This window comes from Streptomyces sp. 1114.5, assembly GCF_003635085.1.
GTDB lineage: Bacteria > Actinomycetota > Actinomycetes > Streptomycetales > Streptomycetaceae > Kitasatospora.
In genome coordinates, this window is sequence record NZ_RBXE01000002.1 from 1,134,500 (window position 1) to 1,156,559 (window position 22,060).

Consider the following 22,060-nt stretch of genomic DNA (forward strand, 5'->3'; position numbering starts at 1 on the left):
CGTCCTCGGGCCGTTTCAGGCTCAGGCCACCTGCTCCAGCGTCCCGGCGTGCAGCTCGCCGACCCGGCCGCCCTCGCCCTCGAAGGTCCAGAAGGCGCGCACCGTCAGCTTGTCGAGGTCCATCACATGGCTGACGGTGATCCCGCTCTGCTCCGTCCAGCTGACGAAGTAGACCTTCGGCGCGACCTCGGCGACGTGCAGCCGTACGTCCTCCCACTGGCCCGCGGACTCGCCGAGGCCCTCCCAGCGCAGCCGGGTGCCGTCGGCCGAGTAGGTGTTGCGGAAGGCCGCGCCGTTGTCGGCCCGGAAGAGGTAGGTGCGGCCGGCGAAGGCGGGCAGGGACGCGGTCATGGTGGGGCGGCTCCTCGTTTCCGGGTTCGGTGCTCTTGTGCACTGCGGAAGATCTCCGGCCTCCAATTTATCCGACCGGGTGCACTCGGTCAGATCTTTGCCACGGTACGGTCCGCCACCGCCGCGTCCGGCCGACACCCCCGGCGGCCTCGACGAGACCACCGGCGCCGCGCCCCGGCCGCGGGACTTGATCAACTCGCCCGCCACACAGTGTCGTTGATCGACACCACTGTGAGCTGCACGACAACCGGCCCGAGGGAGTTGTCCGTTCACGTACGGCCTGCCTAGCCTGCAACGGTCGTCCGCCCACGCGGACCCCGCCGCCGGGACGCCGAGTCCTGTCCACCCGCCGGCGGGTCACCGAGCACCGGAGCGGACAGGAGCGGGGGAACCAAGGTCGGCGCCCGGTCCGTGCGTTCCTCGTACGGCCGTGGCTAGGGGTGAAGCCGCTCCACAGACGGCCGGGCCAACTGCAGCCCGAACCCGACAGCTAACCTCGCAGGCGTCGCAGAGGTCACCCCATGCCCCAGCCTGCCGCTGCCCGGCGTCGTGCGCCGCGCCACGCCCGCCCCTCCCACCGCGGCCGCAACGCCGCCCTCGCCGCGACCGGCGCGCTCGCCATCGGTGGCTCCGGCCTGTTCGGACTGCCGTCCGTCACCGGCGCCCAGGCGGCCACCGCGCCGACCGTCACCCAGGACCGCCTCGGCCCCGCCACCATGGTCGCGGGCCAGGCCACCACCGCCTCGCTCGGTCTGCACTCCTCGGCGTGCTTCACCGCGAAGACCGTGGGCGTGGGTGTGCGCGACGCGCGCGGCACCAACCTGGACTTCCCCGGCAACGCCTCCAACGTGCAGATCTGCCCGAGCGGGGTGAACTTCACCAGCGGTGCGCGCACCCTGCCCGCCGGGACGTACAGCCAGTTCGGCTTCTGGCAGGACCTCGGCGGCGCCTGGCACAACCTGCCGGCGCAGCAGCTGGTGGTCTCGGCCTCCGGGACGGCCACGCCGACCCCGTCCCCGACGGCCACGCCGACCAGCACGCCGACCGCCACCCCCAGCGCCACGTCGACCCCGAGCGCGACGCCGACCCCGAGCGCGACGCCGACCCCGAGCGCCACGGCTGCCCCGACCACCCCGGCGCCGTCCTCCCCGGTCGCCGGCAAGTCGCTGACCTGGTCCGACGAGTTCACCAGCCCGATCAGCTGGGGCCAGCGCTGGGTCGGCGACAAGAGCACCGCGTACAAGTACGGCAACCACAACCCGGACGACAACAAGCTGGACTGGCTGAACAAGAACAACGTCAGCGTCGCCAACGGGGTCGCCACCTTCACCGCCACCTCCGGCGGCCCGGCCCTGGAGAACGGCAAGCAGTCCTGGAACACCGGATTCCTGACCACCGAGGGCTCCAGCGAGGGCTTCCAGGTCAAGACCGGCGACTACGCCGAGACCCGGGTCAAGCTGCCCGCCGGCAGCGGCGCCTGGCCGGCCCTGTGGACCTGGAAGAACGGCAACGGGGAGATCGACTCCTTCGAGTACCACCCCGACAACCCGAACCTGCTGGAGCTGACCAACCACGTCAACCCCGGCAACCCGAAGTACTACACCGACGCGAGCGCCATCGCGAAGGACCAGTGGGTGACCATCGGTACCTACTACGGCGCCACCTCGGTGGACTGGTACGTCAACGGCGTCAAGGTCTTCTCGGACGGCAAGGGCGTCGGCGCCACCTGGTCGGCGTACCTGATCCTCAACCTCTCGGTGTGCGCGGGGCAGTACCACCCGGCTCCGCAGGGGACCGCCCCGATCACCATGGCCGCCGACTACGTCCGCGTCTACCGCTGACCGAACGCGGTCCGGCAAGCCCCCGGGCCCTCGTGGCCCGGGGCCCAGCCGCTCTCAGGAACCGGCAGTCGGCTCGACGACCCTGACGTCGAACGGCTGCCGGTTGTTGCTCTCGTCCCGGTCGTCCGCGCTGTGCACCGCGACCGAGCCGCCGGGGAGGGGGCCGAGCTGCAGGTCGGGGGAGAGCCGGAGCGGGACGAGGGCGGTCGCGCTCTCCAGCGGCGGCAGCCCGGCCCCGAACGCGCAGCGCACCTGCCGGCCGCGCGCCACGACCTGGCAGTCCTGGGGGAAGTACGGGCCCTCGGCGGAGACGCCCTTCGGCAGGGTGACCACGACCGTGAACGGGGAGGCGGTGGTGTCCGGGCCCCGGTTGGCGACGAAGGCGTGGACGGTGGTGGAGCCGCCGGGCGGCGCCGGGTCCGGGTCCAGCCGGACCACTTCCAGGTCGGAGCGGGACGGCGCGGCGACCACGACGGGCAGGGTGGACGCCCCGGCCACCGCGGGCGGCGTGGACGTCTCGGCCGGTGCCGGCAGGGTGGAGGCCTGGGGTGCGCCCGGTGCGACGACCTCCACGGCCGGCCGCGGCTCGGGCCGCCGCAGCGCCCAGGACGGGCCGGTGGCCAGCACCGCCACCGCACAGCCCGCGGCCACCACCGCGACCCACCCGGCGCCGCCGAACCTCCCGGCCCCCGAACCGCTCCCGTTTCCCGTACCGCCCCCCGCGCCGATCCCGGCGGTGCCGTGCACTCCCCGGTGCTCCATGCCGTCCACCCTGCCCTCGCGTTCCGGCGGCCCGCGCCGTTGCGGGCCGCGTCCGCACCAGGGTGGCGGAGCCGCCGTCGCGGCCGGGGTGCAACCCGCCCGCCGTCCGCTCGAACGGAGGACGCCGGGCGAGTCCCGGCACCGCCCGACGACGCGGCAGGTCGACGGAGCGTCAGGGGGCGAGGACCTGCCCCAGCCGGGCGGCGATCTGGTGCATCACCGGTACCAGCGAGGCGGCCCCGGCCTGCTCCTCCAGGGCCCGGATGCGGGCCTCCGGTCCGGAGACCGAGAGTGCGGTGGGCGTCGGCGCGCCCGGGACGGCCAGCGCGATGCAGCGGACGCCGATCTCCTGCTCCTGGTCGTCGACCACGTAGCCGCGCTCGCGCGCCTCGGCGAGCTGGTCCAGCAGCTCCTGCGGGTCGGTGACCGTGTACTCGGTGTGCGCGGGGAGCGGGTTGGGGCCGAGGATCGCGCGGGCCTCTTCCGCGGGGAGCTGGGCGAGCAGGGCCTTGCCGACGCCGGTGCAGTGCGGCTGGACCCGCCGTCCGACCTCGGTGAACATCCGCATCGAGCGCCGCGACTGAACCTGCCCGACGTACACCACCTCGCCGCCCTCCAGGACCGCCAGGTTGGCGGTCTCGCCGGTGGCCTCCATGAGTTCGGCCAGGTAGGGGCGGGCCCAGCTGCCGAGCAGCCGGCCGGCGGTCTCGCCGAGACGGATCAGCCGGGGGCCGAGGGTGTAGCGGCGTGCGGTGTCCTGGCGGACATAGCCCTGCTGGACGAGGGTACGAACCAGGCGGTGGATGGTCGGCATGGGGAGGCCGGAACTGCCGGAGAGTTCGCTGAGGGTGGCCACGCCGCCGGAATCGGCCAGCGCCTCCAGGAGTTGGAAGGCGCGCTCGACGGACTGCACGCCGCCGCTCGCGCGGTCGGCGCCTGTCGTCGATGCTGTGTCGGGGGTCGCAACCACCGGCGTTCCCTTCGCTGTCGGGGAGGAGTAGAGTCCCGGCGACCTCTTCAACAAACCGTTGAAATTCTGTATCGCGGAAACTAGTCTCCACTTTACAGAATCGAACTCGCCGACAGGCGGGTAACGATCGAGGAAGTTCCCGAGGAAGTTCCCACCGGAGCTCCCTCCGCCAGGCTCAACCGCTTAGGAGTGTCCTGCCCATGGCTACCGATCAGGGACCCTCCCCCAGCCTCCGGCCGGGGGTACCCCCAACCGCCTCCACCGCCGCTCCGGTCGTCACTGTCGCCGGTCCTCGCGTCCACCGGGCGGAGGAGGTGCTCACTCCGGAGGCGATCGCCTTCGTCGTCGGCCTCCATCGCGCCTTCGAAGGCCGTCGGCAGGAGCTCCTGGCCCGGAGGAAGGCCCGCCGTGCCGAGATCGCGGCGACCGGCACGCTGGACTTCCTCCCCGAGACCGCGGACGTCCGCGCCGGGGACTGGAAGGTCGCCGAAGCCCCCCGCGCCCTCCAGGACCGCCGGGTCGAGATCACCGGCCCCACCGACCGCAAGATGGTCATCAACGCCCTCAACTCCGGGGCGAAGGTCTGGCTCGCCGACTTCGAGGACGCCACCTCCCCGACCTGGGAGAACGTGGTCAGCGGCCAGATCAACCTGATCGACGCCTTCGAGGGCCGGATCGACTTCACCACCGCCGCCGGCAAGGCGTACACCCTCAAGCCCGCCGCCGAACTCGCCACCGTCGTGGTCCGCCCGCGCGGCTGGCACCTGGACGAGAGCCACCTGCTGGTCGACGGCAACCCGGTGGCCGGCGCCTTCCTCGACTTCGGCCTCTACTTCTTCCACAACGCCGCCCGGCTGCTCGCCAGGGGTGCCGAGGACCCCAACTCCGGGCCGTACTTCTACCTGCCGAAGACCGAGAGCCACCTGGAGGCCCGGCTCTGGAACGACGTGTTCACCCACGCCCAGGCCGCACTCGGCATCCCGTACGGCACCATCCGCGCCACCGTCCTGATCGAGACCATCACCGCCGCCTTCGAGATGGACGAGATCCTCCACGAGCTGCGCGACCACGCGGCCGGCCTCAACGCCGGACGCTGGGACTACCTGTTCTCGATCGTCAAGAACTTCCGCGACGCCGGCGAGCACTACATCCTGCCGGACCGCAACAGCGTGACCATGGCCTCGCCGTTCATGGCCGCCTACACCCGCCTGCTGGTGCAGACCTGCCACAAGCGCGGCGCCCACGCCATCGGCGGGATGGCCGCGTTCATCCCCAGCCGCAAGGACCCCGAGGTCAACGCGGCCGCGCTGGAGAAGGTCAAGGCCGACAAGGACCGCGAGGCCGGCAACGGCTTCGACGGCTCCTGGGTCGCCCACCCGGACCTGGTGCCGGTCGCCCGGGCCTCCTTCGACGCCGTCCTCGGCGAGCGGCCCCACCAGAAGGACAACCCCGGCCCGACCGAGCCGGTCACCGCCGCCCAACTGCTCGACATCGCCGGCGCCGGCGGCACCTGCACGCGCGCGGGGCTGCACAACGCCGTCCAGGTCGGCCTGCGCTACATCGAGGCCTGGCTGCGCGGGCTCGGTGCGGTCGCCATCTTCAACATGATGGAGGACGCCGCCACCGCCGAGATCTCCCGCTCGCAGATCTGGCAGTGGATCCACAACGGGGTCGTGCTGTCCGACACCGGCGAGAAGGCCACCGCCGAGCTGGTCCGCACCCTGGTCGCCGCGGAGCTGGCCGACCTCCTCACCGAGCTGGGCGAGGAGACCTACCGCGCCGGCCGCTGGCGCGAGGCCGCCCGCCTCTTCGAACAGGTCGCCCTGGCCGAGGAGTTCGCGGACTTCCTGACCCTCCCCGCGCTTCCCCTGCTGGGCTGAGCCCAATCTATCCGCCGGCGCCACCGCTGCCGCCTGCCAGGCCGTAGCACTCCGGCGGTCCGTTACTCCGTTCCGTACGGCGACGAATCCACCTGTCCTCTCGTCGCCGTGCGGAACGGTCTTTTCCCCCCCGAGGAGTTCACCCCGTGCCCCGCATCTTCTTCAACGGCCAGGCGATGGTCGGCGGTCCCTTCCACGCCAAGGTCGCCGACGCACTGATCGGCCCCGCCAGGACCGCCCCCGGCTACCGCTTCTTCTCCATCGACCACAGCGGCGGGACGGATGTCTGCCCCGGGCTGCTGCCCGACCCGACCGTCGACACCGCCATCGAGGGCGAGCTGTACGACATCAGCCTGGAGCGGTTGCGGGACGACGTCCTGCCCGGCGAGCCGCGCGAGCTGGAGCTGGGCGTGATCACGCTGGAGGACGGCTCCGCGTGCTTCTCCATGCTGCTCGCCCGGGGCGAGGCCGAGCGCGGGGTGCACCGCGAGATCACCCACCACGGCGGCTGGCGCGCCTACCTGGCGACGCTCGGGCGGACGGCCTGACGGTGGTCAACAGCTGACGGCCGACGGCCGACAACCGACGGCCGACAACCGACAACCGACAGCGAACAGATGACAGATGACAACTTTCATCATCTGTTATCCGTTCGCTGTTGTCTGTTATCTGTCACCTGTCATCCGTCACCCGCCGACCCGGAACGCGCTGCGGCCCCGAACCCTCGCCGTGGGTTCGGGGCCGCAGTCCGTGAGCCCTTCCGGGCCCGCGGAGTCCGGGTGCGCACCGTCCCTGGGCGCTCCCGGAGTCCAGAGGGGTCGTCAGACCGGTCGGGCCGCCAGTTCGCGGGCGGCGCGGGCGCAGTCGCGCGCGATCCGGTCCTCGTTGACCGTGGTGAGCTGACCCTTCTCGACCACCGCGTTGCCGTTGACGAACAGCACCGACAGCGGCGGCAGCGCGCCGAAGGTGAGCGCGGCGACCGGGTCGGCGATCGAGGAGTGCAGGACCCCGTCGATCTTCCACAGCGCCAGGTCGGCGAGCTTGCCGACCTCGATCGAACCGATCTCGTTCTGCCGGCCGAGCACCCGGGCGCCGCCCATGGTGCCCAGGCGCAGCGCCTGGCGCCCGGTCAGGGCGGTGGGGGAGCCGTGCAGCCTGTTGATCAGCAGGGCGTTGCGCAGCTCGGTGCCGAGTTCGCCGGACTCGTTGGAAGCGGTGCCGTCCACGCCGAGGCCGACCGGGACGCCGGCCCGGAGCATGTCGGGCACCCGGGCGATGCCGGCGGCCAGGCGGGCGTTGGAGGACGGGCAGTGGGCGACGCCGGTGCCGGTCTCGGCGAACTTGGCGATGTCGGAGTCGTTCATGTGGACGCAGTGCGCCATCCAGACGTCCTCGCCGAGCCAGCCCACCGACTCGAAGTAGTCGGTCGGGCCCATGCCGAACAGCTCCTTGCAGAACTGCTCCTCCTCGGCCGTCTCCGAGCCGTGGGTGTGCAGCCGTACGCCCTTGCGGCGGGCGAGTTCGGCGGACTGGCGGAGCAGGTCGGTGGAGACGGAGAACGGCGAGCAGGGCGCGATGGCGACGTGCAGCATCGAGCCGAAGGAGGAGTCGTGGTACGTGTCCACGGCGGCCTCGGAGGCGGCCAGGATGTCGTCCAGCTCCTCGACCGCGTGGTCCGGGGGCAGGCCGCCGTCCTTCTTGCTGCGGTCCATCGAGCCGCGCAGCGCGGTGAAGCGCAGGCCGAGCTCCTGGACGGCCTCGATGGAGGCGCCGAGGACGTCGCCGCCGTCCTTGGGGAAGACGTAGTGGTGGTCCGAGGCGGTGGTGCAGCCGGACTTGAGGAGGGCGGCGGCGGAGCCCTGGCTGGCGGCGTGGACGAGCCTCTCGTCGATCCGGGCCCAGGTCGGGTAGAGGGCGACGAGCCAGTCGAACAGGATGTTGTCCTGGGCGAGGCCGCGGGTGATCCACTGGTAGAAGTGGTGGTGGGTGTTGACCAGTCCGGGGGTGATCAGGTGGCCCTCGCCGTTGATCCGGCGCACCACGTTGTCCAGCCAGGCCGGGGCGGGGCCGTCGCCGACCGATTCGATCGTGTTGCCGAGGATGACGACGTGGCCGCGGGCGTACTCGGTGTCGTCGGCGTCGACGGTGGCGATCGCGACGTTCTCGATCACGATCCGCTGGTCTGCGGGCGGGGGCTGGACTGCCATGGTGTCACTCCTATGGGGGAGGGCCGGGAGGGGCGCGCGTCGGGCGGTGTGCGGGCGGCGCGCCCCTCCGGACCGGTCAGGACGGTGTCGCCGTCGGCACCGTCGCGCCGGAGCCCTGGCCGGATCTGGACCGGCGGGTGGTTCCGACGTGGTGGAAGAGCAGGTTGAGCAGGACGGCCATCACGCAGCCGGCCGAGATCCCCGAGTGCATCAGGGTCCGGACGGCCTCCGGGAAGGGGTCGTAGAAGGTCGGCGCGGCGATCGGGATGATGCCGACGCCGAGCGAGACCGACACCAGGATGGTGTGGGAGCTGGACTCCATGCCGGCCTCCGCGAGGGTGCGGATGCCGCTCGCCGCGACCGTGCCGAAGAGCACGATCCCGGCGCCGCCGAGGACGGGTTGCGGCACCAGGGAGACGACCGAGCCCAGCACGGGGAACAGCCCCAGCAGGACCAGGATGCCTCCGCCGGCCGCGACCACGAACCGGCTGCGGATCTTCGTCAGCGCCACCAGCCCGATGTTCTGGGCGAAGGCGCTGGCGGCGAAGCCGTTGAAGACCGGGCTGATCGCGGTGGCCAGGCCGTCGGCGCGCAGGCCGGCGGCGAGGGTGGGCTCGTCGGCCTCGCGGTCGACGATCTTGCCGAGCGCGAGCATGTCGGCGGTGGACTCGGTCATCGAGACCACCATGACGATGCAGAGCGAGACGATCGCGGCCGCGTCGAACATCGGCGCGCCGAAGTGGAACGGGGAGGGGAGCGCGAAGACCTTCGCGTCCCGGACCGCGCCGAAGTCGGCCAGCCCCAGAGGGAGGGCGATCAGGGTGCCGAGCGCCAGGCCGACGAGCAGGGACAGCTGCTGCCAGAAGCCGCGCAGCAGCCGGTTGCAGAGCACCACCGCGACGAGGGTGATCGCGGCGAGGCCGATGGCCCGCATGGAGCCGTACCCGGGGGCGCTCGGCGAGCCGCCGCGCGCCCAGTTGACCGCCACCGGTAGCAGGGACACCCCGATGAGGGTGATCACGGTGCCCTGGACGACCGGGGGGAAGAACCGGATGAGCTTGCAGAAGTACGGCGCCGCGAGGAAGCACAGGAGCCCCGCGACGATCACCGCTCCGAAGATCACCGGGAGGGCGTCCTTCGGTCCGTGCTCCTTGGCGATGGCGATCATGGGCGCGACCCCCGCGAAGGAGACGCCGTTCACGAACGGCAGTCGCGCGCCGATCTTCCAGACGCCGAGGGTCTGGAAGAGGGTGGCCAGTCCGGCGGTGAACAGGCTGGCCGAGATGAGGAGGGCGAGTTCGGCGGGCGAGAGCCCGACGCCGGCGCCGACGATGAGCGGGGGTGCGACGACTCCCGCGTACATCGCGGCGACGTGCTGGAGTCCGGTGGAGACCAGCTTCACCGGGGGCAGCAACTCGTCCACGGGGTGGATCCCCGGCCCGGACTCCTTGCCGGGGAGGCTGGTGGACGTGTCCGGGCCAGGGGGTCTTGCAGGGGTGGAACCGCCGTCTGTACTGCTGGTGTTGCTGGGTGCCATGTCGAGCCCCTCTTGTGCCCGTGGCTCCCGGCGCGCCCGCGGCGCTGGAGACCCCCCGAGGACGGGACGGCGGAGCAAGGATCCCTCGGGGTGCTTCTCCAGTGCCCCGGGCCGGCCGCCGCGAGGCAGGCACGAACTCCGGTGGGTGGGGGTGGAGAAACGGATGGTGCGGGTGGCGAAACAGGTGGCGCAGGTGGTGCGGGTCCTGCGGGTGGACCGGCCCGCCCGGACTCGACCGGCCCGTGCGGGCCGGAGGGTGCGGCGATTCCGGGCGGAGTCCACGGTCGCGGGGGAGGTCAGGCGACCGGGATGACCGGTACGACGCCCTCGCGGTGCACGGTGCCCTCGATCAGGCCGTACATGCGGTCCGCGGCGTAGTAGACCTCGTTGTCGTTCTTGAGACCGAAGGGCTCCAGGTCGACCAGGAAGTGGTGCTTGTTGGGCAGTTCGAGGCGGACCTCGTCCACCTCGGCGCGGTTGTTGAGGACCCGGGTGCCCATCGCGTGCAGGGTCTGCTGCAGCGAGTAGGAGTAGGTCTCGGCGAAGGCCTCCAGCAGGTGGCGCTTGACGTGGGCGTAGGAGCGGTTCCAGTTGGGCTGGGCCTCGCCGTCCCGGCCGCTGTAGCCGTACTTCCACCGGGCGGTCACCTGGGTGGCGAGGATGCGGTCGTACGCCTCCTGCAGGGTGGTGTACTTGTCCTTGATGTAGCCCCAGAACTCCGAGTTGGTGGAGTTCATCACGATGAGGTCCTTCAGGCCGGAGATGACCTGGACGGTCTCACCGTCGTAGACGACCTCGGTGGTGCGGGTCTCCTGGCCGTTGCGGACGAAGGAGTGGCCGACCTCCTCCGAGCCGATGAAGCGGGCCGAGTTGTCCGGCGTCTTGATCCGGTCCCAGGCGTACTCCTCGATCCGGATCCGGGCGCTGTGCACGACGCCGCGCTCGGTGTCGTCGACGAAGTGGCGGGCCAGGACGATGCCGAAGGCCTCGGCCGACTCGATGCCGTACTCCTTGGCGAAGGCGTAGACGGTGTTCTTGGTGGTGTCGGTGGGGAGGCAGTTGGCGTTGGACCCGGTGAGGTGGACGTCCTCGAACTCACCCTGGAGGGAGACCGAGACGTTCAGGTCCTTGATCTCGTGCCGGGTGGAGTCGCGGTAGATCCGGACGATGCGGTTCTCCGCCTTGCCGTACTGGTTCTGACCGAGCACGTGGGCCATGACGTGGCTCCTAGAGCTTCCAGGTCGGTCTACTAGCTTCCGCGGTAGACCGAGTATCCGAACGGGTTGAGCAGCAACGGCACGTGGTAGTGGTGCTGTTCGGGCGCGACCGTGAAGACGATCGAGACCTCGGGGAAGAACGGCGGCTCGGAGGACTTGAGCGCGTAGTACGCGCCGGTGTCGAAGAGCAGCCGGACGACCGAGCCCGCCTCCACGGCCGGCAGGTCCTTGACCCGGCCGTCGGAGTCCGTGGCGGAGGTGCCGAGCACCTGCCAGCCACCCTCGGTGTGCAGTGCGAGCTCGACGGGGACGCCTTCGGCCGGCCGGCCGAGGCTGGTGTCGAGCACGTGGGTGGAGATGCCAGTCATGGGCGAGGTGACCTTACTGATGGCAGAGTTGATGGTGCGTCAGATGCGTGCGCCGGATGCGTGCGTCAGATGCACCGGAACGGTGCACCCGCCGAACACCCCTGACTGTACGTCAGGAGCCGCCGATCAGACGGTCGAGGCGGATGTCGTTGATCTTGCGCAGCTCCTCGCGGACGATCTCCGCCTCGGTGGCGGCGTCGTTGGGGTGGCGCTCGCGCAGGGCGGTGAGCATGCCGACGGCGGTGCGGCCGGTGGCGCAGATCAGGAACACGTGGCCGAACTTCGCTTCGTAGGCGGCGTTGGCCTGGTGCAGTTCGTCGAGGACCGCTTGGTCCACGCCCTGGATCCCGGCCTGCTCGCGCTCGGAGGTGGCGTCGCCCGCCTTGGGCTTGCCGATCCGGGCGTGGCCGGCCATCGCGTCGCGCAGGTCGTCGGCCGTGAGCGAGGCCATGGCCGCCGCGTTGGCGGCGAGCAGGCTCTCGCGGTCGGACCAGGGCCGGGCCTTCGCGACGACGGCGGCCCAGCGGGGGCTGGAGCATACCTCCAGCAGGATCTCCTGCAGCTCCGCGGCGTCGGCCGCGGCCAGGGCGTCAAGGGTGTGGGGGTGGTTGGTCACGAGTGGACCTCCTGAAGAGTGGTGCCACCCGGAAAAGCTAGATCGACCCCACCCGGCCGTCAACACTTTGTTGAACGGTTGGTGGTTACGTTTTGAACCGGCCCGCGATGCCGGGGCCTTTCGTGTGCGATTCGCCAAGTGTGCCCCGCCGCGGGCCGATCCAGACTGGCCGTACCGACGGGGTCGCCCGTCCGGAAGCTCCCGGTCGGGGCTCCCGCCTGCGGGAACGGTGCCGCCCGGGACGGTTCTCAGGAGGACTTCGAGCCGTCCTGGCGGTTCAGGTAGTTGTACACCGTGAACCGGCTGACGCCCAGGGCCGAGGCGACCGTCTCGACGCCGTGGCGGACGGTGAAGGCGCCGCGCTCCTCCAGGAGGGCGACGACCCGCTGCTTCTCCAGCCGGTCGAGCTCGGCCAGCGGGCGGCCGTCGAACTGGCGGGCCATCTCGGCCAGCAGCCGGTCCAGCGCACTGTTCAGGTGCGGCAGTCGGACGGCCAGGGCCGGGGTGCCCTCCCACTCCAGGACGACGTCCTCGGCCTTCGCCTCGTCCAGCGGGACGGGCGTCGCGCCGACCGCGTCCAGCAGCGGCTTCATCGCCGCGGCGAGCGGGTGCTCCACGTGCTCGGTCACGGCGTACCGACCTCCTCGTCCAGGACGCTGACCTGGACCGAGATCCGGGTCGCGCCGGCGTCCAGGGTCTCCCGGAGCAGTCTGGTCACCGCGGCGAGGACCTGGTCGGCCTCGCCCTCGGCGCCGGTCCCGAAGGGGCCGACCGACACGGCCAGGCCGGCCTCGTCGACGGCCTTGCGGGCCGCCGCGGCGTGCTCCGGGAACGTGTCCAGTTCGAACGGTTCTGTCGTGAACTCCACCATCAATCGCACGAGCTCACTGTAGCGAGCGGGGGTGCGGGCAGGCAGGGGCTGGGTGATCGAACAGCCGGAACGGGGGAGGTGGCGGCCCGCCGAGATGTCTTCAACAAAATGTTGCGACTCCCTTGACACTCGCTTCGCCGTCCGGAGATGCTTCCACCACACAGAATCCCTCTTCCGGATCGTGGAAGTTGCGGATGACGGAAGAGAGATGAGAGGTGATTGACGTGACGGCCGCTGCCAAGCACCACTTCACGGTCAACCTGTCGATCCTGTTCGGCGAGCTGCCCCTGCTGGAGCGCCCTGCCGCGGCCGCCGCGGCCGGCTTCACCGCAGCCGAGCTGTGGTGGCCCTTCGGCGAGGAGCACGCCCCCTCGCAGGCCGACCAGGACGCGCTCCGCAAGGCGTTCACCGACGCCGGAGTGCGGCTCACCGGTCTCAACTACCTGGACGACCTGAGCAAGGGCGCCCGCGGCACCGTCTCGGTGCCGTCCGAGCGGGAGCGCTTCCGGGCCAACGTCCCGGTCGCCGCGCAGCTCGCCGGCTCGCTCGGCGCCAAGGCGCTCAATGCGCTGTACGGCAACCGGGTCGAGGGCGTCGAGGCGGCCGAGCAGGACGCGCTCGCGCTGGAGAACCTCGTGCTCGCCGCGAAGGCCGCGCACGAGATCGGCGCGATCCTGCTGATCGAGGCCCTGAACGGGGCGGAGTCCCCGGACTACCCGCTGGTCACGGCCGCTGCTGCGGTCGAGGTGGTCGACAAGGTCAACGCCGCCACCGGGCTGGGCAACGCCCGGTTCCTGTGCGACCTGTACCACCTGGCCAAGAACGGCGAGGACCTGGCCCAGGTCATCGACACCTACGCCGACCGCATCGGCCACGTGCAGATCGCCGACAACCCGGGCCGCAACGAGCCCGGCACCGGCGGCCTCGACTTCGAGGACCTGTTCGCCCGGCTCACCGCCGCCGGCTACACCGGCCCGATCGGCCTGGAGTACCGCCCCTCCACCGGCGTCAGCGCCGACAGCTTCGGGTGGCTGCCGCGCGAGCTGCGCGCCGCCGAGTAGTCGACCGAGCGCCCCGAGCGCCCCGAGTACCCGGAGCGCCCGGAGCGCCCGGAGCCTCCCCACCCCACGAACCACGTAAGGAACGACGCGATGAGCCGCAAGATCGCCTTCATCGGCCTCGGCATCATGGGCAGCCCGATGGCCGCCAACCTGGTCAAGGCCGGCCACCACGTCACCGGCTTCAACCTCACCCAGCCGCAGATCGACGCCCTGGTCGCGGCCGGCGGCCACGGTGCCACCAGCATCGCGGACGCGGTGAAGGACGCCGAGGTCGTCATCACCATGGTCCCGGCCGACCCGCACGTCGAGCAGGTCATCCTGGGCGAGGGCGGCGTGCTGGAGAACGTCCGGCCCGGCACCCTGGTGATCGACATGTCCTCGATCACCCCGCAGACCTCGATCAAGGTCGAGGCGGCCGCCAAGGAGAAGGGCGTCCGCACCCTGGACGCCCCGGTGTCCGGCGGCGAGGCCGGCGCCATCGAGGCCGTCCTGTCGATCATGGTCGGCGGCGCCGCCGAGGACTTCGCCGAGGCCAAGCCGCTGTTCGACGTGCTGGGCACCACGGTCGTCCACGTCGGCCCGTCCGGCGCCGGCCAGACCGTCAAGGCCGCCAACCAGCTGATCGTCGCCGTCAACATCCAGGTGCTCGCCGAGGCCGTGGTGTTCCTGGAGAACGCGGGCGTCGACCTGCAGGCCGCGCTGGACGTGCTCGGCGGCGGCCTGGCCGGCTCGACCGTGCTCAACCGCAAGAAGGCGAACATGCTCGACCGCGAGTTCGCCCCGGGCTTCCGGATCGACCTGCACCACAAGGACATGGGCATCGTCACCGACGCCGCCCGCGCCGTGGGCGCCGCGCTGCCGGTCGGCGCCGTGGTGGCCCAGCTGGTCGCCTCCGCCCGCGCCAACGGCGACGGCTCGCTCGACCACTCGGCGCTGCTGCGCGGCGTCGAGCGGCTCTCCGGCCGCGAGGTCAAGTAACACCCGGCAACACCCGCGGGGGCTCCGCACCGGAGCCCCCGCCCCCAAGCTCCCCTGGCGGCGTGTACCCATCCGGTCGTGCCCGCGCCGCCAGGGGGTCGTACCCGACCGGCGCGCGGGCCGGGGCTCATCCGCCCGCCCGCCGGTCGATCCAGCAGGTGATGCGTACACCCTCCCTGGGGGCACTTCGGTCGTGCCTGACGCGTCGCCAGGCCCCCTCCCCGCCGAGGGGAGCCCCTCGTACGTCGGAAGCGGGACGAGGGGAACGGCGGGGAGGGGGCGCACCCCCGAATCCCCGGGGCCGAGCGGGTCGCACCGCCGGACCCCCTGGGCCCATGCTGGACGCACGTCGCAGTACCACCGCCAGACCCGTACGGAAGCGAGGACGCACCATGCCCCCCATCCCCCACCAGGGCCATGTGGTCGTCGCCCCCGACAAGTTCAAGGGCACCCTGGAAGGTGCCGAGGTGGCAGCCCGGATCGCCGCCGGCATCCGGCGCGCGGCCCCCGGCACCGAGGTGCGCGAACTGCCCGTCGCCGACGGCGGCGAGGGCACCCTGGCCGCCGCGCTCGCGGCCGGCTTCGACCGGGTCGCGGCCAAGGTGGCCGGTCCCACCGGTCTGCCGGTGGCCGCGGCGCTCGCCGTGCGGGGCGACACCGCCGTGGTCGAGCTGGCGCAGGCCTCCGGGTTGGCCCGGCTGCCCGGCGGCCGGACCGCCCCGCTCGCGGCCGGGTCCTACGGGGTCGGCCAGCTGATCGCCCGGGCAGTCGCGCTCGGCGCCAAGCGGATCGTGCTCGGCCTCGGCGGCAGCGCCTGTACGGACGGCGGCGCGGGCATGGTGCAGGCGCTCGGAGTGCGCCTGCGCGACGCCGACGGCGCCGACCTCCCGCCCGGCGGGGCCGCGTTGCGCCGGCTCGCGGAGATCGACCCGGGCCCGCTGGCCGACGCGCTGGGCGGGGTGGAGATCGTGGTCGCCTGCGACGTGGACAACCCGCTGCTCGGGCCGCGCGGCGCCACCGCCGTGTACGGCCCGCAGAAGGGCGCCGACGGCGACGACCTGGTGGTCCTGGAGGAAGGGCTGACCCGCTTCGCCGACCTGGTCGCCGAGGCCACCGGGCGGGACGTGCGGGAGGCCCCCGGCGCCGGGGCCGCGGGCGGGGTGGGCTTCGCCGCCCTCGCCCTGCTCGGCGCCACCATGCGACCCGGCATCGAGCTGCTGCTCGATCTGCTGGGCTTCGACGGGGCCGTGCGTGGGGCACGCCTCGTCGTGACCGGCGAGGGCTGCCTGGACGCACAGACGCTCCACGGCAAGGCCCCGGCCGGAGTTGCCGCGGCGGCCGCCCGGGCGGGGGTTCGGGTGGCCGCCGTGGCAGGCCGGTTGGAGCTCTCCGAGCCCGAGTGGCGGGCCGCCGGCTTCGCCGCGGCGGTCGCGCTGACCGACCTGGCCGAGCAGCCGGGGGACAGCATGACCCGGGCCGCCGAGCTGGCCGAGCTCGCGGGGGAGAAGCTGGCCGGCGAGCTGCTGGCGCGTTGAACCGGGCTGTCCTCGCGCCGAACCGACTCGCCGGCGCGACGAACCCTCGTACGTTCCTCCATTGACGTTTTGTTGAAGGCGGGCCTAGGCTCCCCGCAATCCCCCGCCTCCGCCTGTCCGGCACCACCCCTCGGCACCATCCCCGGTGCACACCCGAACCGCCCTCGATCCACTCTCGAAGCACCCTCGAACCAGCCCCGACTCCCAGGTTCCGGAGGTCCCCCATGCCTTTCAGCCAGCCGACGGTGATCCGCTCCCGGCGGGTGGTCCTGTCCGACGGCGAGCGCCCCGCGGACGTGCTGATCCGGGACGGGAAGATCGTGCAGGTCGTCGCGCACGGCTCGCTCACGGTCGGCGACCGCGAACTCGCCGACCTCGGCGACACCGCGCTGCTGCCCGGCCTGGTCGACACCCACGTGCACGTCAACGAGCCCGGCCGCACCGAGTGGGAGGGCTTCGCCACCGCCACCCGGGCCGCCGCGGCCGGCGGCGTCACCACCGTCATCGACATGCCGCTCAACTCGATCCCGCCCACCACCACGGTGGAGGGACTGCTGGCCAAGCGGAAGACCGCCGAAGGTCAGGCCTGGGTCGACCTCGGCTTCTGGGGCGGCGCCGTCCCCGGCAACGTTGCGGACCTCGAACCGCTGCACCGCGAGGGCGTGTTCGGCTTCAAGAGCTTCCTCGCCCCCTCCGGTGTCGACGAGTTCCCGCACGTCGAGGCCGCCGACCTGGAGGCCGCACTGGCCGAACAGGCCCGGCTCGGAGCACTGGCGATCATCCACGCCGAGGACCCGGCCGTCCTCGCCGCCGCCCCGCAGCAACCAGGCGTCCACTACCGGGACTTCCTGGCCTCCCGGCCCGCCGACGCGGAGACCGCGGCCGTCGCCCACCTGCTGGACACGGCCCGGCGCACCGGCGCCCGGGTCCACATCCTGCACGTCTCCTCCGCCGCCGTCCTGCCGCTGCTGCGCCAGGCCCGCGCGGACGGCGTCCGGGTCACGGCCGAGACCTGCCCGCACTACCTGACCATCGCGGCCGAACAGGTGCCCGACGGCGACACCGCCTTCAAGTGCTGCCCGCCGATCCGCGACGAGTCCAACCGGGACGCGCTCTGGGAGGCCCTGGCGAACGGCGAGTTCATCGCCGTCGTCTCCGACCACTCGCCGTCCACCCCCGACCTCAAGCTGCTGCCCGAGTACGGCGGCAACGGCGACTTCGCGGCCGCCTGGGGCGGCATCGCCTCACTGCAGCTCGGCCTGCCGGCGGTCTGGACCGAGGCCCGCCGCCGCGGCCACACCCTGGCCGACCTGGTGCGCTGGATGTCCTCCGGCCCGGCCGAACTGGCCGGCCTCACCGGCCTCAAGGGCGCCATCGCCCCGGGCCACGACGCCGACCTGGTCGCCTTCGATCCCGACGGCGAATTCTCCGTCCACGCGGGGGAGTTGCACCACCGCAACCCGGTGACCCCGTACGCGGGACGGAGGTTGACCGGCACCGTGCGCACCACCTGGCTGCGCGGCCGCGCGGTGGACACCGACGCCGAGCCCTTCGGCCGCCAGCTCACCCGGCCGGCCGACTCGCCTTCCGGCTCCGCTTCCTGAGCCGGTTCCGCTTCCTGAGCCGACACGACTGACCGAGCCGACACGACTGACCGAGCCGACGCGGCTTTCCGAGCCGTCACCGCGTCCCGAGTCGACACCGCTTCCCGAACCGCCACCGTCTTCCGAGGAGAGTCAGTGACCACTGCCGACACCCCGAGCGCTCCCTTCACCGAGCTGGTCAACCTGGCCTCCCGACCGCTCGGCGCGGGCGTCGTCGCGACCAACGAGGACACCTTCGCGGACGCCGAGAACCTGCTGGTCGCCAAGCCGGCCGAGTTCCGCCCGCACACCTTCGGCCACAAGGGCCAGATCATGGACGGCTGGGAGTCCAAGCGCCGCCGCGGCGTCTCCGCCGAGCAGCCGCACCCCACCGACCAGGACCACGACTGGGCGATCGTCCGGCTCGGCGCCGCCGGCCTGATCCGCGGCGTGATCGTGGACACCGCCCACTTCACCGGGAACTACCCGGAGTCCGCCTCCGTCGAGGCCGCGTCCGTACCCGGCCACCCCTCGCCCGAGGAACTGCAGGCCGCCGAGTGGACCACGATCGTGCCGCGCACCCCGCTGCGGGGCGACACCGCCCACGAGTTCGCCGTCGAGGACACCACCCGCTACACCCACGTCCGGCTGAACATCTTCCCGGACGGCGGCGTCGCCCGGCTGCGTGTGCACGGCGAGGTGCTGCCCGACCCGCGCGAACTGGACGGCCTCACCTTCGACCTGGCCGCCCAGGAGTACGGCGGTGTGGCCGAGGCGGCGTCCGACCGCTACTTCTCCTCCCCGCACAACCTGAACGCTCCCGGTCGCGCCTCCGTCATGGGCGAGGGCTGGGAGACCCGGCGTCGGCGCGACAAGGCCAACGACTGGGTGCAGATCGCCCTGGCCGGGGGCGGTGAGGCCCTGGCCGTCGAGGTGGACACCACCCACTTCGTCGCCAATGCCCCCGGCTGGGCCGACCTGATCGGCTTCGACGCCTCGACCGGGGCCGACCCGGCCGACGGCGAGTGGTTCGAGATCCTGCCCCGCACCCGCCTGCAGCCCGACACCCGGCACCGCTTCCGGCTCGCTGCCGGCCGCCCGGTGACCCACGTACGGATCAACGTCTACCCGGACGGCGGGCTCGCCCGCCTCCGGATCACCGGCCGCCTCACCGAGGCCGGCCGGGCGGCCCTCGCGCTGCGCTGGTTCAACGCCGTCCCGGCCGCCGAGGCCGCCGCGGCCCTCACCGGGGCCGGGCTGACCGCCGACGAGGCCGCAGGGCTGACCGCCGCCCGCCCGCTCGCCGACCCGGTCGCGGCCGCCGCCGCCGTCGCGGAGCTCCGGCCGGCCGACGGCCCCGACGGCGAGCACTCCTCCCGCCGCCGCTCGGCGGTCTGGCGCCTGCTCGGCGTCTGACCCGTCCTGCCCCGGTGGCCGCCCGCCCCGGTGGCCGCCCGCCCCGGCAGCCGGGTCCGTGCGGGCGGCCGGGCCCGCCCGCCCGACCCCACCGGGCCCCGCCCACCGCACCCTCCACGCACCGCCCTTATCGACACCTGAAGGACCCTCCATGTCCAAGATCCTGACCACGGAGTCCGGCGCCCCGATCGCCGACAACCAGAACTCGGCCTCGGCCGGCGAGTACGGCCCGCTGCTGATCCAGGACCAGCAGCTGCTGGAGAAGCTGGCCCGGTTCAACCGCGAGCGCATCCCGGAGCGCGTCGTGCACGCCCGCGGCTCCGGCGCGTACGGCTACTTCGAGGTCACCGACGAGGTGTCGCAGTACACCCGGGCGGCCTTCCTGTCCGAGGTCGGCAAGCGCACCGAGGTCTTCCTGCGCTTCTCCACCGTGGCCGGCAACCTGGGCTCCAACGACGCGGTGCGCGACCCGCGCGGCTTCGCGCTGAAGTTCTACACCGAAGAGGGCAACTACGACCTCGTCGGCAACAACACCCCGGTGTTCTTCATCAAGGACCCGATCAAGTTCCCCGACTTCATCCACTCGCAGAAGCGCGACCCGTACACCGGCGTGCAGGAGGCGGACAACGTCTGGGACTTCTGGGCCCACTCGCCCGCCTCCACCCACCAGATCACCTGGCTGTTCGGCGACCGCGGCATCCCCGCCTCGTACCGCCACATGAACGGCTACGGCTCGCACACCTACCAGTGGGTCAGCGCCAACGGCGACGCCTACTGGGTGAAGTACCACTTCAAGACCAACCAGGGCATCCGCAGCCTGGACGGCGACCAGGCCGCCGAGGTGGTCGGCGCCGACGCCGACTCGCACCAGCGCGACCTCCACCAGGCCATCGAGCGCGGGGTGTTCCCCTCCTGGACCCTCTACGTCCAGCTGATGCCGGTCGCCGAGGCCGCGGACTACCGCTTCAACCCCTTCGACCTCACCAAGGTGTGGCCGCACGCCGACTACCCGCTGGTCAAGGTCGGCCGCCTGGTGCTCAACCGGAACCCGGAGAACGTCTCCGCCGAGGTCGAGCAGTCCGCGTTCTCGCCGAACAACTTCGTGCCCGGCATCGGCCCCTCCCCGGACAAGATGCTCCAGGGCCGGCTCTTCGCCTACGCGGACGCCCAGCGCTACCGCCTCGGCGTCAACCACACCCAGCTGCCGGTGAACGCCCCGCGCGCCACCGAGGCCGCCAACTACGGCCGGGACGGCCTGATGGCCGCCAACGCCGCCGGCCGCGCCAAGAACTACGAGCCCAACTCGTACGACGGCCCGGCCCAGACCGACAACGCCCTCGCCGCGCCCGTCAAGGTGCAGGGCCACACCGGCACCTACACCACGCCGGCCCACACCAAGGACGACGACTTCTTCCAGGCCGGCGAGCTCTACCGGCTGATGTCGGCCGGGGAGAAGACCCGCCTGATCGACAACATCGCGGGCTTCCTGGCCCAGGTGACGCGCGACGACATCGTGGAGAAGAACCTCGCCCACTTCCACGCTGCGGACGAGGAGTACGGCGCCCGTCTGGCGGCGGCCGTCGCCAAGCTGCGCGCGGTCGACGAGGGCTGACCGGGCGTCACCGGATCCGACCCTCCATCGGTACCACCACCCACCACGGCCGCCGGGCCCGCACCCGGTGACCGTACGGCCGGCCTCTCCCCCCAGGGCAGTGGGGGAGGGGCCGGTCGTTCTTCTCCCGCCGTGATTTCCTGCCGTGATTTCCTGCCGGGTCCTCCCGCCGGGTCATCCCGCCGTTCCTCCGCAGGTCGACCGGAGGTTGCTCCACGGAATGTTCACGGATATGTACGGACAGCAGTCACCGTCGCCGCCGGGTCGATAGGCTGGTCCGTGCCCGCGGTCGCTCCGTGGGGGGACATCGGAAGGGGACGACATGTCGACACCAGCCCCGGGTCGTCACGCCGCGCTTGACCAGGGCCAGACCGGCCCGATCACCTCCCTGCAGCACGCCCTCAGACTGCTGGAGGCGGTCGACCGCCACCCCGACGGCGCCACCCTGGTGGGCCTCGCGCGGGAGACCTCCCTCGGGCTGCCGACCGTGCGGCGGCTCGCGGAGGTCCTGGAGATCGAAGGCTACCTCCAGTGCCAGGACGGCGGTTGGGTCCTCGGCGGCACCTTCGCTCTGCTCGGCCAGCACAACCGGGAGCTGCTGGTGAAGGCCCGGCTCGACCGCAAACTCGCCGAACTCCGGGACGAGTTGGGCGCCGCGGTCTACTTCACCCGGTACCACGACGGCGAGTTGTCGGTGGAGGCCGTCTCGGCGGCCGACTACGCGCCGGCTGTCCAGGAGTGGGTCGACTTCCGGGCCACCGCGCACGCCAGCGCGATCGGCAAGTGCCTGCTCGGCCAGCTGGACGCGGACGCCCGGCGTGACCACCTCTCCCGGCACCCGGTCGCCCGGCTCACCTCCCGCACCGTCACCGACGCCGACCAGCTGATGCACCGGTTGGAGCGGCAGCCGGCCACGGTGCCGGTGCTGGACATCCAGGAGTACGCGCTGGGCACGGTGTGTGCGGCGGTGCCGATCACGGCGGGCAGCACGGTGGGCTGCCTGGCGACCTCGATGCCGGTGGGCAACATCCACAAGCTGAAGGCCGCGGCCGAGCTGCTGGCGGCCCGGGCGGCGCCGCTGATGCTGGCGATGGCGGTCTGAGCCGTCCGCCCGAGGGGCCCCGCCGGACGTGAGGCGTCCGGCGGGGCCCGCGTGTTTCCGCGGTCCTCTCCCGGTGCGTCTCCCGGCGGGCGTCACTTATTAGACTCGATGTCGATAAGAGTCGCCGAAACCCTTGTCCCCGCCGCTACCCGC

Annotated in this window: 20 protein-coding genes and 1 riboswitch; of the genes, 10 read left to right on the forward strand and 10 right to left on the reverse strand. The window is 72.3% G+C overall.

Going from position 1 to position 22,060, the window contains the following annotated elements; all coding sequences use genetic code 11:
* Window positions 1–21: 21 nt before the first annotated feature.
* On the reverse strand, window positions 22–351 hold the full coding sequence (locus BX285_RS28265) for a MoaF-related domain-containing protein (protein WP_097235315.1): 330 nt from the start codon (window positions 349–351) through the stop codon (window positions 22–24).
* 355 nt (window positions 352–706) lie between these two features.
* Window positions 707–871, forward strand: a riboswitch (cyclic di-AMP (ydaO/yuaA leader).
* A 1-nt stretch (window position 872) separates the two neighbouring features.
* On the opposite strand from BX285_RS28265, the gene BX285_RS28270 reads away from it, so the two are divergent.
* Window positions 873–2,192 (forward strand): glycoside hydrolase family 16 protein, encoded by a 1,320-nt coding sequence (locus tag BX285_RS28270; protein ID WP_097235314.1) that lies wholly within the window; start codon window positions 873–875, stop codon window positions 2,190–2,192.
* A 54-nt stretch (window positions 2,193–2,246) separates the two neighbouring features.
* On the opposite strand, the gene BX285_RS28275 is transcribed toward BX285_RS28270, so the two are convergent.
* Window positions 2,247–2,954: a hypothetical protein gene (locus BX285_RS28275; RefSeq protein WP_147465244.1), complete on the reverse strand. Its 708-nt coding sequence runs from the start codon at window positions 2,952–2,954 to the stop codon at window positions 2,247–2,249.
* Between the two features lie 172 nt (window positions 2,955–3,126).
* The gene (locus tag BX285_RS28280) at window positions 3,127–3,924 is read right to left on the reverse strand and encodes an IclR family transcriptional regulator (RefSeq protein ID WP_097235312.1); all 798 of its coding nucleotides are present in this window, start codon (window positions 3,922–3,924) and stop codon (window positions 3,127–3,129) included.
* A gap of 200 nt (window positions 3,925–4,124) precedes the next feature.
* On the opposite strand from BX285_RS28280, the gene aceB reads away from it, so the two are divergent.
* Window positions 4,125–5,804: a malate synthase A gene (gene aceB / locus BX285_RS28285; RefSeq protein ID WP_121178650.1), complete on the forward strand. Its 1,680-nt coding sequence runs from the start codon at window positions 4,125–4,127 to the stop codon at window positions 5,802–5,804.
* Between the two features lie 146 nt (window positions 5,805–5,950).
* The gene (locus BX285_RS28290; protein WP_097235310.1) at window positions 5,951–6,352 is read left to right on the forward strand and encodes a gamma-glutamylcyclotransferase; all 402 of its coding nucleotides are present in this window, start codon (window positions 5,951–5,953) and stop codon (window positions 6,350–6,352) included.
* A 273-nt stretch (window positions 6,353–6,625) separates the two neighbouring features.
* Here BX285_RS28290 and BX285_RS28295 read toward each other — a convergent pair whose 3' ends face one another.
* The 7 genes from BX285_RS28295 to BX285_RS28325 all read right to left on the reverse strand — a co-directional run bounded on the left by BX285_RS28295 (window position 6,626) and on the right by BX285_RS28325 (window position 12,620).
* Complete coding sequence (locus BX285_RS28295; RefSeq protein ID WP_097235309.1) at window positions 6,626–8,011, reverse strand: 8-oxoguanine deaminase; 1,386 nt, start codon at window positions 8,009–8,011, stop codon at window positions 6,626–6,628.
* A gap of 76 nt (window positions 8,012–8,087) precedes the next feature.
* A complete protein-coding gene (locus BX285_RS28300) occupies window positions 8,088–9,548 on the reverse strand; it encodes a nucleobase:cation symporter-2 family protein (RefSeq protein ID WP_121178651.1) in 1,461 nt (486 codons plus the stop codon).
* Between the two features lie 296 nt (window positions 9,549–9,844).
* On the reverse strand, window positions 9,845–10,765 hold the full coding sequence (pucL, locus tag BX285_RS28305; protein ID WP_097235307.1) for a factor-independent urate hydroxylase: 921 nt from the start codon (window positions 10,763–10,765) through the stop codon (window positions 9,845–9,847).
* A 32-nt stretch (window positions 10,766–10,797) separates the two neighbouring features.
* A complete protein-coding gene (uraH, locus tag BX285_RS28310; protein WP_097235306.1) occupies window positions 10,798–11,133 on the reverse strand; it encodes a hydroxyisourate hydrolase in 336 nt (111 codons plus the stop codon).
* A gap of 112 nt (window positions 11,134–11,245) precedes the next feature.
* Window positions 11,246–11,749: a 2-oxo-4-hydroxy-4-carboxy-5-ureidoimidazoline decarboxylase gene (gene uraD / locus BX285_RS28315; protein ID WP_121178652.1), complete on the reverse strand. Its 504-nt coding sequence runs from the start codon at window positions 11,747–11,749 to the stop codon at window positions 11,246–11,248.
* Window positions 11,750–11,997: 248 nt separating this feature from the next.
* A complete protein-coding gene (locus tag BX285_RS28320) occupies window positions 11,998–12,378 on the reverse strand; it encodes a helix-turn-helix domain-containing protein (RefSeq protein ID WP_097235304.1) in 381 nt (126 codons plus the stop codon).
* Window positions 12,375–12,620: a thiamine-binding protein gene (locus tag BX285_RS28325; protein ID WP_097235303.1), complete on the reverse strand. Its 246-nt coding sequence runs from the start codon at window positions 12,618–12,620 to the stop codon at window positions 12,375–12,377. The genes BX285_RS28320 and BX285_RS28325 overlap by 4 nt, the downstream gene beginning before the upstream one ends.
* Before the next feature lie 215 nt (window positions 12,621–12,835).
* Here BX285_RS28325 and BX285_RS28330 point away from each other — a divergent pair, with 215 nt between their 5' ends.
* From BX285_RS28330 to BX285_RS28360, 7 genes are all read left to right on the forward strand, one after another.
* Window positions 12,836–13,681 carry a TIM barrel protein gene (locus tag BX285_RS28330; protein WP_097235302.1) on the forward strand — a complete coding sequence of 282 codons (846 nt, stop codon included), beginning with the start codon at window positions 12,836–12,838 and terminating at the stop codon, window positions 13,679–13,681.
* Window positions 13,682–13,771: 90 nt separating this feature from the next.
* Window positions 13,772–14,659: a 2-hydroxy-3-oxopropionate reductase gene (locus tag BX285_RS28335; RefSeq protein ID WP_097235301.1), complete on the forward strand. Its 888-nt coding sequence runs from the start codon at window positions 13,772–13,774 to the stop codon at window positions 14,657–14,659.
* A gap of 392 nt (window positions 14,660–15,051) precedes the next feature.
* Window positions 15,052–16,194, forward strand: coding sequence for a glycerate kinase (locus BX285_RS28340; RefSeq protein ID WP_257032297.1), 1,143 nt, complete (start codon window positions 15,052–15,054; stop codon window positions 16,192–16,194).
* A 224-nt stretch (window positions 16,195–16,418) separates the two neighbouring features.
* Window positions 16,419–17,798, forward strand: a complete 1,380-nt coding sequence (gene allB, locus BX285_RS28345) for an allantoinase AllB (protein WP_121178653.1) — start codon at window positions 16,419–16,421, stop codon at window positions 17,796–17,798.
* A gap of 135 nt (window positions 17,799–17,933) precedes the next feature.
* The gene (gene alc, locus BX285_RS28350; protein WP_121178654.1) at window positions 17,934–19,193 is read left to right on the forward strand and encodes an allantoicase; all 1,260 of its coding nucleotides are present in this window, start codon (window positions 17,934–17,936) and stop codon (window positions 19,191–19,193) included.
* A 151-nt stretch (window positions 19,194–19,344) separates the two neighbouring features.
* Window positions 19,345–20,805: a catalase gene (locus tag BX285_RS28355; protein ID WP_121178655.1), complete on the forward strand. Its 1,461-nt coding sequence runs from the start codon at window positions 19,345–19,347 to the stop codon at window positions 20,803–20,805.
* Between the two features lie 322 nt (window positions 20,806–21,127).
* On the forward strand, window positions 21,128–21,907 hold the full coding sequence (locus tag BX285_RS28360; RefSeq protein ID WP_097235296.1) for an IclR family transcriptional regulator: 780 nt from the start codon (window positions 21,128–21,130) through the stop codon (window positions 21,905–21,907).
* Window positions 21,908–22,060 lie beyond the last annotated feature (153 nt).